At 62.3% G+C, this 15,480-nt stretch carries 14 protein-coding genes and 9 tRNA genes; 5 read left to right on the top strand and 18 right to left on the bottom strand.

Annotated elements, in window-relative coordinates; all coding sequences use genetic code 11:
* The first annotated feature begins 35 nt into the window (after nt 1–35).
* Nucleotides 36–944 carry a LysR family transcriptional regulator gene (locus MKZ40_RS01375; protein ID WP_175088407.1) on the top strand — a complete coding sequence of 303 codons (909 nt, stop codon included), beginning with the start codon at nt 36–38 and terminating at the stop codon, nt 942–944.
* Nucleotides 945–972: 28 nt separating this feature from the next.
* On the opposite strand, the gene MKZ40_RS01370 is transcribed toward MKZ40_RS01375, so the two are convergent.
* From MKZ40_RS01370 to MKZ40_RS01290, 17 genes are all read right to left on the bottom strand, one after another.
* Nucleotides 973–2,169 carry an NAD(P)/FAD-dependent oxidoreductase gene (locus MKZ40_RS01370; RefSeq protein WP_175088406.1) on the bottom strand — a complete coding sequence of 399 codons (1,197 nt, stop codon included), beginning with the start codon at nt 2,167–2,169 and terminating at the stop codon, nt 973–975.
* Nucleotides 2,170–2,350: 181 nt separating this feature from the next.
* A complete protein-coding gene (locus tag MKZ40_RS01365; RefSeq protein WP_175088405.1) occupies nt 2,351–3,940 on the bottom strand; it encodes an ABC-F family ATPase in 1,590 nt (529 codons plus the stop codon).
* 94 nt (nt 3,941–4,034) lie between these two features.
* A complete protein-coding gene (locus MKZ40_RS01360) occupies nt 4,035–4,316 on the bottom strand; it encodes a peptidylprolyl isomerase (protein WP_175088404.1) in 282 nt (93 codons plus the stop codon).
* A gap of 275 nt (nt 4,317–4,591) precedes the next feature.
* A tRNA-Ser gene (locus MKZ40_RS01355) sits at nt 4,592–4,679 on the bottom strand.
* Between the two features lie 201 nt (nt 4,680–4,880).
* A complete protein-coding gene (locus tag MKZ40_RS01350; protein ID WP_175088403.1) occupies nt 4,881–5,456 on the bottom strand; it encodes a YiiD C-terminal domain-containing protein in 576 nt (191 codons plus the stop codon).
* A gap of 8 nt (nt 5,457–5,464) precedes the next feature.
* A complete protein-coding gene (locus MKZ40_RS01345; protein ID WP_175088402.1) occupies nt 5,465–6,025 on the bottom strand; it encodes an NAD(P)H nitroreductase in 561 nt (186 codons plus the stop codon).
* Between the two features lie 131 nt (nt 6,026–6,156).
* Entirely contained in the window at nt 6,157–7,035 is an 879-nt protein-coding gene (gene queF / locus MKZ40_RS01340; RefSeq protein ID WP_175088401.1) for an NADPH-dependent 7-cyano-7-deazaguanine reductase QueF, read from the bottom strand.
* Between the two features lie 133 nt (nt 7,036–7,168).
* Nucleotides 7,169–7,942 carry an ABC transporter permease gene (locus MKZ40_RS01335; protein WP_043333883.1) on the bottom strand — a complete coding sequence of 258 codons (774 nt, stop codon included), beginning with the start codon at nt 7,940–7,942 and terminating at the stop codon, nt 7,169–7,171.
* Entirely contained in the window at nt 7,939–8,907 is a 969-nt protein-coding gene (locus MKZ40_RS01330; protein WP_175088400.1) for an ABC transporter ATP-binding protein, read from the bottom strand. The genes MKZ40_RS01335 and MKZ40_RS01330 overlap by 4 nt, the downstream gene beginning before the upstream one ends.
* Nucleotides 8,908–9,276: 369 nt before the next feature.
* Nucleotides 9,277–9,351, bottom strand: a tRNA-Gly gene (locus MKZ40_RS01325).
* Between the two features lie 35 nt (nt 9,352–9,386).
* Nucleotides 9,387–9,462, bottom strand: a tRNA-Glu gene (locus MKZ40_RS01320).
* A 74-nt stretch (nt 9,463–9,536) separates the two neighbouring features.
* Nucleotides 9,537–9,611: transfer RNA gene (locus tag MKZ40_RS01315), tRNA-Gly, on the bottom strand.
* A gap of 70 nt (nt 9,612–9,681) precedes the next feature.
* A tRNA-Glu gene (locus MKZ40_RS01310) sits at nt 9,682–9,757 on the bottom strand.
* 73 nt (nt 9,758–9,830) lie between these two features.
* Nucleotides 9,831–9,905 (bottom strand) — tRNA-Gly (locus MKZ40_RS01305).
* Nucleotides 9,906–9,942: 37 nt separating this feature from the next.
* Nucleotides 9,943–10,018: transfer RNA gene (locus tag MKZ40_RS01300), tRNA-Glu, on the bottom strand.
* Nucleotides 10,019–10,091: 73 nt separating this feature from the next.
* A tRNA-Gly gene (locus MKZ40_RS01295) sits at nt 10,092–10,166 on the bottom strand.
* 26 nt (nt 10,167–10,192) lie between these two features.
* Nucleotides 10,193–10,268, bottom strand: a tRNA-Glu gene (locus tag MKZ40_RS01290).
* A gap of 269 nt (nt 10,269–10,537) precedes the next feature.
* On the opposite strand from MKZ40_RS01290, the gene msrB reads away from it, so the two are divergent.
* The 4 genes from msrB (at nt 10,538) to htpX (ending at nt 14,743) form a co-directional block, all read left to right on the top strand.
* Nucleotides 10,538–10,960: a peptide-methionine (R)-S-oxide reductase MsrB gene (gene msrB, locus MKZ40_RS01285; RefSeq protein WP_175089283.1), complete on the top strand. Its 423-nt coding sequence runs from the start codon at nt 10,538–10,540 to the stop codon at nt 10,958–10,960.
* 233 nt (nt 10,961–11,193) lie between these two features.
* Entirely contained in the window at nt 11,194–12,171 is a 978-nt protein-coding gene (gene ylqF / locus MKZ40_RS01280) for a ribosome biogenesis GTPase YlqF (RefSeq protein ID WP_175089281.1), read from the top strand.
* A 238-nt stretch (nt 12,172–12,409) separates the two neighbouring features.
* Complete coding sequence (locus MKZ40_RS01275; protein ID WP_166019970.1) at nt 12,410–13,648, top strand: pyridoxal phosphate-dependent aminotransferase; 1,239 nt, start codon at nt 12,410–12,412, stop codon at nt 13,646–13,648.
* A gap of 195 nt (nt 13,649–13,843) precedes the next feature.
* A complete protein-coding gene (htpX, locus tag MKZ40_RS01270) occupies nt 13,844–14,743 on the top strand; it encodes a protease HtpX (protein WP_175089279.1) in 900 nt (299 codons plus the stop codon).
* A 111-nt stretch (nt 14,744–14,854) separates the two neighbouring features.
* Here htpX and MKZ40_RS01265 read toward each other — a convergent pair whose 3' ends face one another.
* Entirely contained in the window at nt 14,855–15,478 is a 624-nt protein-coding gene (locus MKZ40_RS01265; RefSeq protein ID WP_175089278.1) for a TetR family transcriptional regulator C-terminal domain-containing protein, read from the bottom strand.
* Between the last annotated feature and the right edge of the window lie 2 nt (nt 15,479–15,480).

Genomic DNA, 15,480 nt, shown 5'->3' with positions numbered 1-15,480 from the left:
TACTGACTGGACATCAATCAGCCACGAGGGCCGGCATGGAACTCCGCACACTGAAAACCTTCGTCGCGGTGGCGACGCACAGAAGTTTCTCGGCCGCCGCCCGTGAGCTGCATACCGTGCAACCCGCCATCAGCCGCCAGATCGCCGACCTCGAAGCCGAGCTGGGCGTCAGCCTGCTGTGGCGCAATACGCGGGAAGTGAAGGTGACGGCACCGGGGGAGGCCCTGCTTGAAGAAGCGCAGCGCATGCTGGCGCTTGAGGCACAGGCACGCAAGCGCGTGGCGATGGCTGCCAGCGGCCAGACCGGCACACTGCGCATCGGCTACATGAGCTCGGCCTGCGCAAGCTTCGTGCCCGGACTGATGCGCGACTTCGTCAGCGACCATCCCGAGGTCAGCCTGTCATTGCATGAGATGAGTGCCCAGCAGCAGCTGGATGCCTTCGCGCGTGACGAGATCGACATCGGGCTGTCGCGCCCGCTCCCCAGCGAGCAGCGTGACAGCCTGACCGCCGTGGCAGTCTACGAGGATAGGCTGATGGCGGTGGTACCCGAGGGGCATCGTCTGGCGCACCGCAAGCGACTGGCTCTCAGCGAGCTTGCGCAGGAGGATTTCGTGCTGTTTCAGCGCGGGCAGGCGACGGGGCTGTTCGATCAGATCATCAGTGCCTGCGGCGATGCCGGCTTCTCACCACGCATCCAGCGACAACCGGCCTTGATGCAGACACTGCTCAGTGAGGTCGCGGCGGGACTGGGAGTCGCCATCGCGCCCGGCTGCATTCGCCGCCTGCAACGTGATGGCTGCCAGTTCATTCCCCTGCGCCCGGCACTCGGCGCGGTACCGCTGGAGCTGCACTACCCCACCACACCGGCCCGTCCGGTGATCGAGGCCTTCGTCGCGCTGGTCGAGCAGCGCCTGCCCACCATCCGCCAGCAGATGGCGTGAGGCGCAGCCAGTGGCGAGAAGGTGCCGGTCAGCAGTTCAGGCCGCAGGCCACCGCCGAGGACCACGCCCACTGGAAGTTGTAGCCGCCCAGTTCGCCGGTGACATCCAGCACCTCGCCGATGAAGGCCAGCTGCGGCAGATCGCGCACGCTGAAGTCCTTCTGTGAGATGGCATCGGTGACCACGCCGCCCATCGTCACCTCGGCGGTGCGCCAGCCTTCGGTGCCCGCCGGCTTGAGCTGCCAGTGATTGAGCGCCTTGGCCAGCTGTTCAAGACGCGCGTTGGAGAGCTCGGCGAGACTGCGCTCGCTGATGCGGCCGGCATCAGCGTCCTGCCACTCGACCAGCGACTGGGCGAGGCGCTTGGGCAGGCGCTCGCCAAGCCAGGGGCCGATCTGGCGTCTGGGATGCTGCTCACGCAGGGCGAGCAGCTCGGCGTAGGCATCCACGCCCGGCAGCAGGTCGATGTCCAGCGGCTGACCGGGTGTCCACCAGCTGGAAGCCTGCAGCATCGCCGGTCCGGAAAGCCCGCGATGGGTGATCAGCATCGGTTCGCGATAATGGCCCTTGCCGGCGGTGACACTGACGTCACAGGCAAGCCCTGACAGCGGCGACAGACGCTCCTTCCACTGCGAGGTCAGCGTGAACGGCACCAGCGCCGCGTAGGTCTCGGTGACCTCGAGCCCGAACTGGCGCGCGATGTCGTAGCCGAAGCCGGTCGCGCCCAGCGTCGGGATCGACATGCCGCCGGTGGCCACCACCACGCGTCCCGCCGTGTGCGTGCCATTGCTGGTCTCGACCCGCATGCCCTCGCCCGCGCGCTCCAGCGAGGTGATGCGCGTACTCAGGCGAATCTCCGCCCCGGCCCATTCACACTCCGTCAGCAGGATCGCCAGCAGATCCTTGGCGGAATCGGCGCAGAACAGCTGTCCCGGCTTCTTCTCGACGTGCTCCAGCCCATGACGCTCCACCAGTTCCAGGAAATGGTGCGGCGTGTAGCGCTTGAGCGCCGAGATGCAGAAGTGCGGATTGCGCGAGAAGAAGTTGGCGGGGCCGGCATCCAGATTGGTGAAGTTGCAGCGCCCACCGCCGGACATCAGGATCTTCTTGCCGGCCTTGTTGGCGTGGTCCAGCACCAGCACGCGCTTGCCCTGATAGCCTGCCGTGGCGGCACACATCAGGCCTGCCGCGCCTGCGCCGATGATGATGACGTCGTATGTGGCCATGCGGGACACTCCGTGAAGCGAAGAAAGGAAAGGGAATCGGCCGTGCAGACACACGCGGGCCGGCATTCTACCAGAAGCCTGTCGCAGCCAGCGGCCGGACATGGAAAACAAGACACCCCCACCGTCAGAGACGATGAGGGTGTCTTGTCAGACCGGACAGACTAGCCAGTCACGGCGCGCCTCAGACGATGACGCCCTGACTGCGCAGGTAGTCGTCGTAGGTGCCGGAGAAGTCGACCACGCCATCGGCCTTCAGCTCGATGATGCGGGTGGCCAGCGAACCGACGAATTCGCGGTCGTGGCTGACGAAGATCAGGGTGCCCGGGTAGTTTTCCAGCGCGAGGTTGAGTGCCTCGATGGATTCCATGTCCAGGTGGTTGGTCGGCTCATCCATCACCAGCACATTGGGCTGCTTGAGGATCAGCTTGCCGAACAGCATGCGGCCCTGCTCGCCACCGGAGATGACCTTGACCGACTTCTGGATGTCGTCATTGGAGAACAGCATGCGACCCAGGGTGCCACGCACGACCTGCTCGCCGCCGCCGGTCCACTGCGCCATCCAGTCGTAAAGGCTCATGTCGTTGGCGAAGTCATGGGCGTGGTCCTGCGCGTAGTAGCCGACGTCCGCGGCGTCGGTCCACTTCACTTCACCGGCGTCCGGGTGCATCTCGCCGACCAGGGTGCGCAGCAGCGTAGTCTTGCCGATGCCGTTCGGGCCGATGATGGCGACACGCTCACCGGCGGCGACCGTGAAGCTGAAGTTCTCGAACAGGGTGTTGCCGTCGAAGCCCTTGGAGAGCTTGTCGATCATCACCGCGTTGTTGTGGACCTTCCTGGTCTGCTCGAAGCGGATGAACGGGCTGACGCGTGAGGACGGCTTGATCTCGTTGAGCTGGATCTTGTCGATCTGCTTGGCACGCGAGGTCGCCTGCTTGGCCTTGGAGGCATTGGCGGAGAAGCGACTGACGAAGGACTGCAGCTCGGCGATCTGTGCCTTCTTCTTGGCGTTGTCGGCCTGCAGCTGTTCACGCGCTTGGGTAGCGGCGGTCATGTACTCGTCGTAGTTGCCCGGGAACAGACGCAACTCTCCGTAATCCAGGTCCGCCATGTGGGTGCAGACGCTGTTCAGGAAGTGACGGTCGTGCGAGATGATGATCATGGTGCTGGAACGCGCGGTCAGCACGCCTTCCAGCCAGCGGATGGTGTTGATGTCCAGGTGGTTGGTCGGCTCATCGAGCAGCAGGACGTCAGGATCGGAGAACAGCGCCTGCGCCAGCAGCACGCGCAGCTTCCAGCCCGGCGCGACTTCACTCATCGGCCCCAGGTGCTGTTCGATGGGGATATCGAGGCCCATCAGCAGCTCACCGGCACGCGCTTCGGCGGTGTAGCCATCCAGCTCGGCGAATTCGACCTCGAGGTCGGCGACCTTCATGCCGTCTTCCTCGCTCATCTCCGGCAGCGAGTAGATGCGGTCACGCTCGGCCTTGACCACGGCCAGACGCTCGTGACCCATGATGACGGTGTCGAGCACCGTGTATTCCTCATAGGCGAACTGGTCCTGGCGCAGCTTGCCCAGACGGGTATTGGGCTCGAGCATGACGTGACCACCGGACGGCTCCAGATCGCCACCGAGAATCTTCATCATGGTCGACTTGCCGCAGCCGTTGGCGCCGATCAGACCGTAGCGATTGCCACGCCCGAACTTGGCGGAGACGTCTTCAAACAGCGGCTTGGCACCGAACTGCATGGTGAGATTGGCGGTAGAGATCACGAGGGAATATCCGTTTGAAATGAAAAAGGTGGGCGGTGACGAAGTGTCACGCTGGCGCCGGGAGATACGGGGAGCCGCAAAGGCCTGGCAGATATCAGCCGCGGAAGAAGACTTCCAGCAGGTGATAGCCGAACTTGCTCTTCAGCGGCCCCTGCAGGGTATTGAGCGGCCCCTTGAAGATGGCGCGATCAATGCCGCCGACCATCTGGCCGGGACGCACTTCGCCCAGGTCACCGCCCTGCTTGCCGGAGGGACAGGTGGAGTGCTTCCTGGCCAGTTTCTCGAATGGCTGGCCGCGCTCCAGTGACTGCTTGAGACGCTGCGCCTCGGCCTCGGTCTTCACCAGAATGTGGCGTGCCATGGCAATACGAGCCATCTCATGTCCTCTTGCAGGCGGAATCGGTCTTGCCTCACGCCATCTCGTGCCCCGGGCATTCCGGAGGCGGACCCGACGTCACCCGAGCACGCCACTGACGGCATGACAGCGTCATGAGTGTCGATCAGGCGTTCGGGAAAGGTTCGACAGGCGATGGGGTGAGTCTGAAGGCGGGCATGATAACAGCTCAGGATGACAGACGCTGTAGTGCAAGCTCGATAGCTCGCTCAGAAACGCGAAAAGCCCGCATCGTGAGATGCGGGCTTTTCTGAATCTGGTGGAGGGGGAGGGATTCGAACCCTCGAAGCCTTTCGACTTACACACTTTCCAGGCGTGCTCCTTCGACCACTCGGACACCCCTCCAGATCAGTGCTCTCATTGGTCACCCGACTGCGTCGTGTTTCCCTTGAGAACGCGGCGTATATTATCGATAACCTTCGAGTGGCGCAAGCCTTTTTTCCAAAAACTTTCAGATAGATAGCGTCAGTGCACTCGCTCTGCCTCCGCCCTGCGCTTTCAATCTGTGCTCTCGACCCATCCATTGGCCCGAGGCCGTGCTCGTCATCACGGCCCCAGCACCACGTAATCGCCACGGGCCTCGAAACACAGTCGCGGAGCGGACTGCCCTTCGAGCTGACACCACAGCTGCTGGGTCAGCGACAGTCGTGCTCGCCGTCCTGCCGCCAGGCGCTCGCCTACCTCGTGCAGCGCCGCCATGTCATCCGGCGCGCAGATGATGTGATAGTCGCCACTGACCGGAGCCAGAAACTGCTGGCTGGCCTGCGACACCACGATATCGCGCTGGATACCGCGGGCACGTAGCCAGAGCGTCAGCCAGCTCCAGCCACACAGGGTCGCCTCGAGACTCATGGCGCCGCCGAAGGCAGTGCCCTTGTCATTGAGATTGGGCGGCAGATGCAGATGCCAGCTCAGCTGACCCGTCGCACGCTCGGGCTCTGACCACTGCATCTCGACAAGCCCCAGATGAGCAGCCAGCGGGATCGCCTGCGTCAGCCAGCCACGAAACCGTGACAGGTCGTCGCTGACCGGTGCCACGAGACTGCCCGACCGCCCCTGCCCGTCACGCGGCAAAGGCAACGGTGGCCAGGCCTCACCACTCAAGCGCGACGGCTCGTTCATTCAGCGCCTCACTGCCAGCGTTCGACGAAGTCGGCACTGTTGCGGTTCGGCAATGGCTTGAGGCGTCCGCCCGGGGTGCCAAGATAGAGGAAGCCGACCAGCTCATCCTGCTCGCCCATGCCCAGCCCTGCGTGCACGATGGGGTCAAAGGCGTAGCCACCGGTGCGCCACATGCCACCGAGCCCCTGGGCCTGAGCGGCATACAGCATGGCGTGGGCGGCACAGCCGGCACTGACCACCTGCTCGACACGCGGCACCTTGGGGTGGTCCGGCGTGACCCTGGCGATCACCGCGATCACCATCGGCGCACGCAGCGGCTTCTTGCTGGCAGCGGCCTGGGCGGCATCGTCACCGGCCGGCGACTTGTTGCGCTCCGCCTCGGCGAACAGCTCGCCGAGGCGCTCAAGCCCGCCACCCGTGAATTCAATGAAGCGCCAGGGCGTCAGCTCGGCGTGGTCCGGCGCGCGCAGGGCGGCCTGGTAGATGGCCTCCATCTGCTCAGCGCTCGGGGCCGGCGCCATCAGCTTGCCCATGGAATTACGTTCATGCAGTAACGTAAGCGCGTCCATCGTCTCTCCTGTCACAGACTTAAGATAAGAATGATTCTCAGACTAGCATGTCGCCGGTACGTCGTCTCATCACTCGCTGCTATCTATCTGATTGGCAAGGCGCTATCTGACCGGCGAGGAGACATAGACGACTACTGCCGGGAGAGACGCAGCGGCAGACTGGCGCGGGCCTCGACCTCGAGATCCGCCGTGGCGCGCCACGGGCTGATATCCAGGCCGCCACGCCGCACGTAGCGCGCCATCACCAGCAGAGACTCGGGCTTCACGCGCGCCATCAGGTCGACGAACAGGTGCTCGACGCAGTGCTCATGGAAATCCTGGTGCTGGCGATAGCTGATCAGATAGGCCAGCAGGCGCTCGCGATCAATACGCGGGCCGCGATAACGAATCCAGACGCTGCCCCAGTCGGGCTGACCAGTGACCGGGCAGTTGGACTTGAGCAGATGGCTGTGCAGGTCTTCGCTGACGATGTCGGCGGCATCGGCGCTGAGCAGCTCCGGCGACGGCGTGTAGTGCTCGACGCTGATCGGCAAGTCATCGAGGCACTCTCCCGGCAGGCACCCGACGTCCAGCTCGGCATCGTCCAGCTCCATCAGGCGCACCTCGACCGGCGCACCGGCCGCGGCGGCGAGGTCACGCTCCAGCGTTGCCTGCACCGCTGCCTGATCGGGGAAACGACTCTGATTGAGACTGTTGAGATAGAGCTTCCAGGACTTCGATTCGATCAGGTTCGGCGAGGCTGCCGGCAGGCGAAAACGGGCCACGCGCACCCACGGCTTGCCGGCCTCATCCAGCCAGGAGACTTCAAAGGCGTGCCACTCATCCTCACCGACGAACGGCAACGCCGCGTCATCGATGCCGATGGGGCCACGGTTGGCTGCCCGCGTGATGGGGAACAGCAGGCTGGCATCGTAGTGCTCGGGATAGGCGGATTCTCGCCCGAGCGGGGCATCCTTGAGGGTCTCGGGGCGCGCCTCATCGGGCACGTTGACGGCAGTGGGGTGAGCCATGACAGCACTCCAGTGAAATAGGCCAATAACGCATCGGTATCAGGGGCGCAGACAGCAGAACGCCGGCAGAAGCCGGCGTTGCATGCACTGGCGCGATAGCGCGCATCTTACCATCATCGTCTGGGCGACATCTTCAGCTGCGGATGCCCTTGCCACGCTCCAGCAGCCACAGCGCGAAGGCGAACAGGCCGATGATGAAGGCCACGATAGCCGCCATCGCCGGGCCGACGCTGATGTCCGAGACGCCCAGAATGCCGTAGCGGAAGGTGTTGACCATGTAGAGGATCGGGTTGGCCAGCGACACCGTCTGCCAGAATTCCGGCAGCATGTGGATGGAATAGAAGACGCCCCCCAGGTAGGTCAGCGGCGTGAGCACGAAGGTCGGAATGATCGAGATGTCATCGAACTTGCGGGCGAACAGCGCATTGATGAAGCCACCGATGGAAAACAGCAGCGCCGTCAGCACCACGACCATGATGGTCAGGAAGGGATGATGGATATCGAGGTCCGTGAACAGGAAGGCCACGGCGGTCACGATGATGCCGACCCCCAGCCCGCGCACGGCGCCACCGATGATGTAGCCGAGCAGGATGATCCACGATGGCAGTGGCGAGACCATCAGCTCCTCGATGCTGCGCTGGAACTTGTTGGAGAAGAATGACGAGGCCACGTTGGAATACGAGTTGGTGATCACCGACATCATGATCAGCCCCGGCACGATGTAATCCATGTAGCTGATGCCGTCCATGGTGCCGATGCGCGAGCCGATGAGATTGCCGAAGATGACGAAATAGAGCGTCATGGTGATGGAAGGCGGCAACAGTGTCTGCGGCCAGATGCGCGTGAAACGACGGACTTCCTTGACGACGATGGTGACCAGAGCCACCCATAGCTGACGGGGGTTCACTGCGTGATCTCCTTGGCAACATTGGAGGCGATACCGCTTTCGGCGTTGGAACGCTCGACCAGGTCGACGAACAGCTCCTCGAGACGGTTGGCACGATTGCGCATCGACACCACGGTGACACCGGCGCGATCCAGCGCCGCGAAGGCGGTATTGATCGACTGGCCCTTGCGCACGGCGAGCGCCAGCTGCTGAGGATCACTCAAGGAAACCTCGAACCCGGCAATCACCGGCGCCTTGGTCAGCGACTCACGAATGTCGAGCAGGAAGGTTTCCGCATCCAGTTCCTTGAGCAGCTCACGCATGCTGGTGTTATGCACGATCTCGCCATGGTTGATGATGGCGATGTTGCGGCACAGGCTCTCGGCCTCTTCCAGGTAATGCGTGGTGAGGATGATGGTGGTGCCCTCCTCACGATTGATGCGGCGCATGAATTCCCACATCGAGCGGCGCAATTCGATATCCACACCGGCCGTCGGTTCATCGAGAATCAACAGACGCGGCTTGTGGATCAGCGCACGGGCAATCATCAGGCGGCGCTTCATGCCACCGGACAGCATGCGTGACGGGGTATCGCGCTTGTCCCACAGCCCGAGGTCCCTGAGCAGGCGCTCGGAACGCGGGCGGGCTTCCTTCATCGGCATGCCGTAATAACCCGCCTGGGTCATCACGATGTCCTGCACTTTCTCGAACTGATTGAAGTTGAACTCCTGCGGCACGACACCGAGGTGATACTTGGCCTTCGAGAAGTCCTTGTCGATATCGATTCCTGAGATCTCGACCTTGCCTGCGGTCTTCTGCACCAGCGAACTCACCACGCCGAGGGTCGTGGACTTGCCGGCCCCATTGGGGCCCAGCAGCGCGAAGAAATCGCCCTCGGGGACATCAAGATCAATCCCCTTGAGCGCCTCAAAACCGTTGCCGTAGACCTTGGTCAGGCCACGGATAGACAAGGCAGGTCGTGACATCGGACACCTGTAATCGATTGACGCTGTCAGTCAGCACAGCAGAAAAGACGCATCTGAGAACAATTGCGCACCAGTGATGGCATTGTTGCGCAGTCCGCGAACATGAAAATCAGACGCAAGATATTGGATGCGCATGGTAACGCATTCGGCGCTGCCACATCAGACACACGGCAGAAAGGCATCAGTGCGCCACGGGAAACAAGCAGAGAGAGAAAATCACGCGGGGGACAGCACCAGCGAGCGGCGCAGAACAGGGTGGAGAGGAATTCCAGGCACAAAAAAATCGCCAGTGACGTAACACGATGATCGTGTCTGTCAGGCGATGGCGTACTGCTATGTCATGCTTTTGCTTGCAACGTCACATTCGACTGGAGCGGGAAACGAGATTCGAACTCGCGACCCCAACCTTGGCAAGGTTGTGCTCTACCACTGAGCTATTCCCGCCTGTCGAAACACAAAAACTGCGGCGTAAAACAGAATGGCGTCCCATAGGGGGTTCGAACCCCTGTTACCGCCGTGAAAGGGCGGTGTCCTGGACCACTAGACGAATGGGACGTACTGGAGCGGGAAACGAGATTCGATCGGACTGGCGAACCAGCTCGCGACCTTGTCGCATTGCCTTTTCCTACTGGAGCGGGAAACGAGATTCGAACTCGCGACCCCAACCTTGGCAAGGTTGTGCTCTACCACTGAGCTATTCCCGCACCGGGTGCCATGAACCTGTGCTCACGACATCTGTCTTACTGCTGGCTTGCCACACCATCATGCTCTGCATGGCGTCCCATAGGGGGTTCGAACCCCTGTTACCGCCGTGAAAGGGCGGTGTCCTGGACCACTAGACGAATGGGACGTACTGGAGCGAGAGATGAGATTCGACCGGACTGACGTTCAGCTCGCGACCTTGTCACACCACTTGTTCCTAATGGAGCGGGAAACGAGATTCGAACTCGCGACCCCAACCTTGGCAAGGTTGTGCTCTACCACTGAGCTATTCCCGCAACACAAGCAGATCATGCGACCACACAAGACCGAAGATGGCGTCCCATAGGGGGTTCGAACCCCTGTTACCGCCGTGAAAGGGCGGTGTCCTGGACCACTAGACGAATGGGACACACTGGAGCGGGAAACGAGATTCGATCGGACTGGCGAACCAGCTCGCGACCTTGTCGCATTGCCTTTTCCTTTGGAGCGGGAAACGAGATTCGAACTCGCGACCCCAACCTTGGCAAGGTTGTGCTCTACCACTGAGCTATTCCCGCACTCCGGTCTCTACGCTGCAAGAAAGTGGCGTCCCATAGGGGGTTCGAACCCCTGTTACCGCCGTGAAAGGGCGGTGTCCTGGACCACTAGACGAATGGGACATAACGTTCTTGCCTCGTCGAGGTGGCGCGTATATTACAAAGCCCCTCCCCCTTCGTCAACCCCCTGCTTCAACAGGATTTTTCCGGCGTTGGCCAAGTGCATCCACCACATGCTTGTGGTCACGCCCTGACGCCCGCATTCTTGGGGTATGTACCGGGTTTCGCGTGAAGACCGGCAGTCACTCTTTTCGGATCGCCGCGCAGGAGAACTTGCTTGCAGGTTCACACGAGCACGCATTCGAGAAACGCATAGATAGAGAGTAGAGATCATGAGCGAACAAGACCCGCAGACTCAGGACAAGTTGATTCGCAGTGAAGAGGAATGGCGCAAGCGACTGACGCCGGAACAATATCGGGTGACGCGCGAGGCAGGGACCGAGCGCCCCTTCACCGGCGATCACGAAGTCAGCCCGACGCCGGGTACCTATCACTGCATCGCCTGTGACGCCAAGCTGTTCGACAACGACACCAAGTTCGACTCCGGCTGTGGTTGGCCGAGCTTCGACCGCCCCCATGCCGATGCCGCCGTCGAGGAGCACTTCGATACCAGCCATGGCATGCGTCGCGTGGAAGTGCGCTGTCGCCGCTGCGAATCCCATCTGGGGCACGTCTTTCCGGATGGCCCGACTGACACCGGCCAGCGCTACTGCATCAACTCCGTCGCGCTGCGCTTCAAGCCGACCCGCGCCTGACGCCCGGGGCATGGAGAGTCGATAGAGGCGCCGGGCAGTGATGACCGGATAGCGCGCCTCCATGGCCAGGCCTCCTCTGATAGAATGCGTCGCCATACGCGTCCCCTCCTCTTCCGCATACCATGTAGCGCCATCCCTGATGGATGAGCGCCCTGCCTGGCATGCGGGAAGAAGGAGGCAGGACAGAGGTGACAGATCAACCGTCATACCCCTGACGGCAGGAGAGAAGCGACATGCTGGGCTGGTATCCGGGACATATGCACAAGGCACGCCGTCAGATAAAGGACGCGCTGCCCGAGATCGACGTGGTCATCGAAGTCCTCGATGCCCGCCTCCCCTACTCCAGCACCAATCCGGTGCTGTCCGAACTGACCCGCCACAAGCCGGTACTCAAGCTGCTGTCTCGCACCGATCTGGCGGACCCGGCACGCACTCGCGAATGGGTCGAGTATTTCGATGGCCTGCCCAACACTCGTGCATTGGCGATCACCACGCTTGAGGCGCGTGATCTCAAGCAGATCCCGCGGCTGTGCCGCGAGATGGCCGGCCATATCCGCGTCGATCGTGATGCGCGAGTGATGGTGATGGGCATCCCCAACGTCGGCAAGTCGACGCTGATCAATGGTCTGGCGGGACGCAAGATCGCCAAGACCGGCAACGAGCCCGCCGTCACCAAGCGCCAGCAGAAGATTCGCATCGACGGTGGCATCGCCCTGATCGATACCCCCGGAGTGATGTGGCCGAAGATCGAAGACCAGGCCAGCGCCTATCGCCTGGCCGGCAGCGGCGCGATCCGTGACACCGCCATCGATTACACCGATGTGGCGGTGATCGTCGCGGCCGAGCTGGCCAAGCGCTACCCCACGGAGCTGACCGCACGCTACAAGCTGAAGTCACTGCCGGCCTACAGCGCCAACCCTGACGCCGAGCGAGTCGAGAGTGATGGCCCGCGCAAGGTCGATCTGATGGCGCTGTCCGGCTTCAATGGGGTCGCGATTCTGGAAGAGATCGCCAGCAAGCGCGGCGGCCTGCGTGCCGGTGGCATCATCGACTTGCACCGCGGTGCCGAGGTGCTGCTGCATGAACTGCGCGATGGCAAACTCGGGCGCCTGACATTGGAAACACCCGCCGACATTCCTGCCGAGCCGGTGCCGGAAGCCAGTGGCGAGACGGAAGATGGGGCCGAAACGCATGAGCAAGAGAGCGAATAACGCTACCAGAACAAGGCGCTAACGCGACTCTCGCCTGGCTCCCGCCCGCGGGAGACGCTTGAATGCCAGTTGAAAATCCCGTCAGAAAACCTCTGGCGGGATTTTTTTCTGCCTGAACATCTCAAACCACAAATTTAACCACGCTATTGGCCCTTGGCCGTGGCGCGGCAGGCCAGCGGCGCGATATGCTGGACGCTCGCCCCTACACCTTACGTGACGGAGATCTACGGAAAGCATCATGGATACCGAGCAAAGAAAGCCCCGCGAAATTCGCAAGTCACACAAGCTGGACAACGTTTGCTATGACATTCGCGGGCCGGTTCTCGAGCACGCCAAGCGTCTCGAGGACGAGGGCCATCGCATTCTCAAGCTCAATATCGGCAACCCGGCGCCCTTCGGCTTCGAGGCACCGGAAGAGATTCTGCAGGACGTGATGCGCAACCTGCCGACAGCGCAGGGCTATTGTGATTCCAAGGGGCTTTACTCTGCGCGCAAGGCGATCATGCAGGAGTGCCAGCGCAAGGATATCCAGGGTGTCGGGATCGAGGACATCTACGTCGGCAACGGCGTCTCGGAGCTGATCGTGCTGGCCATGCAGGCATTGCTCGACGATGGTGACGAGCTGCTGGTACCGGCGCCGGATTACCCGCTATGGACTGCTGCCGCCAACCTGGCCGGTGGTCGCGCCGTGCACTATCTGTGTGACGAAGCACAGGACTGGGCGCCCTCCATCGAGGACATCCGCGCCAAGGTGACCAGCCACACCAAGGGCATCGTGCTGATCAATCCGAACAACCCGACCGGCGCGGTCTATCCGCCCGCGGTGGTGAAGGACATCCTGCAGGTCGCGCGCGAATTCGGTCTGGTGGTGTTCTCTGACGAGATCTACGACAAGATCCTCTACGACGGCACCGAGCACGTCTCCACCGGCGCGCTGGCCGATGATCTGCTGATCGTGACCATGAACGGGCTGTCCAAGAGCTACCGCTGCGCGGGCTTCCGCTCCGGCTGGATGATTCTCTCAGGCGACAAGCGCCCGGCGGCCGACTTCATCTCCGGCCTCGACATGCTGGCCAGCATGCGCCTGTGCGCCAATGTGCCGGCGCAGCACGCCATCCAGACGGCGCTCGGCGGCTATCAGTCGATCAATGACCTGGTACTGCCGGGCGGACGTCTGCTGGCCCAGCGTGACGCAGCCTGGAAGAAGCTCAACGAGATACCCGGCGTCAGCTGCGTGAAACCCAAGGGCGCGCTCTACATGTTCCCGCGTCTCGACCCCGAGATGTATCCCTTCGAGGACGATCAGCAGATGGTGCTGGAGCTGTTGCTGGAAGAGAAGATGCTGCTGGTGCAGGGCACCGCCTTCAACTGGCCGAATCCGGACCACCTGCGCATCGTGACCCTGCCCTACGCCGACCAGCTGGAAGAAGCCATCGAACGCCTCGGCCGCTTCCTGGCGCGACGTCGCAAGGCCTGACGTCGGCTCAGCCCCCGCGATCAAGGGGCTACGCAGGTCGCCTCCAGTGGTGATACCTTGCTGTCCTTGCAAACCGTTCTTGCAGACTATCGACGCAGATTCTGCCCGCGCCACCGCCAGTGATTCATCTCACTGTCAGTATCGCGGGCAGATAATTGCGCCCTACCGATATATTGGCATTGGAGACCTGACCCCATGATGCGGATAGCCCTTTTCCTGATCACCAACCTGGCGGTGGTGCTGCTGGCCAGTGTCACGCTGCGCCTGCTGGGCTTCGATGGCTACATGGAAGCCAACGGCATCAACTACACGGCACTGCTGATCTTCTGCTTCATCATCGGCATGGCCGGTTCCGTGATCTCGCTGTTCCTGTCCAAGACGATGGCCAAGTCCTCGACCGGCACCGTGATCATCGAACAGCCGCAGAATGACACCGAGCGCTGGCTGCTGGACACCGTCGGAGAACTGGCGCGCGACGCAGGCATCAAGATGCCGGAAGTCGGCATCTTCCCGGCGCAGCAATCCAATGCCTTCGCCACCGGCTGGAACCGCAATGATGCGCTGGTCGCCGTCTCGGCCGGCCTGCTCAATCGCATGCGTCCCGAGGAAGTGCGCGCCGTGCTGGCGCACGAGATCGGTCACGTCGCCAACGGCGACATGGTGACGCTGACGCTGATCCAGGGCGTGGTGAACACCTTCGTGATGTTCTTCGCGCGTATCGCCGCACACGCCATCGACGCCTTCCTCAAGCGCGATGACGAGAATGGCGGCCTTGGCTTCTTCGGCTACATGGCGGTCGTGTTCGTACTGGAAATGGTGCTGGGCCTGGTGGCCTCGATGATCGTCGCCTGGTTCTCGCGCTGGCGCGAATACCGTGCCGATGCCGCAGGCGCAGGTCTGGCGGGCAGCGGCTCGATGATCAATGCCCTGGCTCGCCTCAAGCAGGAACATGAGCTGCCGGACCAGATGCCCGACACCATGACCGCCTTCGCCATCACCACCGGCAAGAGCCGCAAGCTGATGGAGCAACTGTTCGCCAGCCACCCGCCGCTGGATGAGCGTATCGCCGCGCTCAAGGCCGCTGCCTACAAGTAAGCTCCGCCAATCCCGCACGGCCTGATTGGCCCCTGCAGACAGCAAAAAGCCCGCCACGTGATCCACATGGCGGGCTTTTCTGTCAGTGGGCGCCGCTCGGCAGGCCGCCTCTCATGCCACCGCTTCCCACCCCGACAGCCCCAGCAGATTCACGGCAGCGTCGAGGCCTATCTGTTGCATCTCGCCCACGTTCAGCGAATCACCCCGCAGGGCGCCCTCGATCCACAGGCCATCGACCAGCCCGTTGAGCGCGATGGTCAGATGTTGCAGCCGGGTCTCGTCTTCCTGACGCCCTTCCGCCACCAGAACGTCCTCCACCAGATGACGGAACAGCTCGGTCGTTTCGCGATAGGCCTCGCGGCGAATCTCCGCCATGCGAGGGTCGCCATAGGTGAGCGGCAGAAAGTTGGCCCACAGCAACAACGTCTGCGGTGTCACGATCGGCGGTGACAGATTGGCCTCAAGAAAGGCCTTCAACCTTGCATGAGGTGCCAGCTCTCGTCCTTCTATCGTGTCGGAGGCATCGGACAGCAAGCGCTCAAGAAAGCGACGATAGGCCGCGTAGAGCATGTTGTCCTTGCCTTCGAAATAGAAGCGGATCAACCCATTCGAGACACCGGCATATTCGGCGACACGCCGCACTGTCGTGCGCGAGATCCCCTCGCTGGCAATGCAGGTCAGGGTCGCTTCGATCAGGTCATCCTCTCGGGCATTGTTGTCTCGACGACTGGCCATGG

It is taken from the genome of Cobetia sp. BMC6 (genome assembly GCF_029991385.1).
Taxonomy (GTDB): domain Bacteria; phylum Pseudomonadota; class Gammaproteobacteria; order Pseudomonadales; family Halomonadaceae; genus Cobetia.
The sequence above is the reverse complement of the archived record's forward strand: the minus strand, read 5'-3'. Positions and strand labels throughout refer to the sequence as shown.

Coding starts and splice junctions, on each gene's coding strand:
- MKZ40_RS01375 (WP_175088407.1), top strand. CDS start 36: ATGGAACTCCGCACACTGAAAACCTTCGTCGCGGTGGCGACGCACAGA.
- MKZ40_RS01370 (WP_175088406.1), bottom strand. CDS start 2,169: ATGGCCACATACGACGTCATCATCATCGGCGCAGGCGCGGCAGGCCTG.
- MKZ40_RS01360 (WP_175088404.1), bottom strand. CDS start 4,316: ATGGCTCGTATTGCCATGGCACGCCACATTCTGGTGAAGACCGAGGCC.
- MKZ40_RS01350 (WP_175088403.1), bottom strand. CDS start 5,456: ATGAACGAGCCGTCGCGCTTGAGTGGTGAGGCCTGGCCACCGTTGCCT.
- MKZ40_RS01345 (WP_175088402.1), bottom strand. CDS start 6,025: ATGGACGCGCTTACGTTACTGCATGAACGTAATTCCATGGGCAAGCTG.
- queF (WP_175088401.1), bottom strand. CDS start 7,035: ATGGCTCACCCCACTGCCGTCAACGTGCCCGATGAGGCGCGCCCCGAG.
- MKZ40_RS01330 (WP_175088400.1), bottom strand. CDS start 8,907: ATGTCACGACCTGCCTTGTCTATCCGTGGCCTGACCAAGGTCTACGGC.
- msrB (WP_175089283.1), top strand. CDS start 10,538: ATGAGCGAACAAGACCCGCAGACTCAGGACAAGTTGATTCGCAGTGAA.
- ylqF (WP_175089281.1), top strand. CDS start 11,194: ATGCTGGGCTGGTATCCGGGACATATGCACAAGGCACGCCGTCAGATA.
- MKZ40_RS01275 (WP_166019970.1), top strand. CDS start 12,410: ATGGATACCGAGCAAAGAAAGCCCCGCGAAATTCGCAAGTCACACAAG.
- htpX (WP_175089279.1), top strand. CDS start 13,844: ATGATGCGGATAGCCCTTTTCCTGATCACCAACCTGGCGGTGGTGCTG.
- MKZ40_RS01265 (WP_175089278.1), bottom strand. CDS start 15,478: ATGGCCAGTCGTCGAGACAACAATGCCCGAGAGGATGACCTGATCGAA.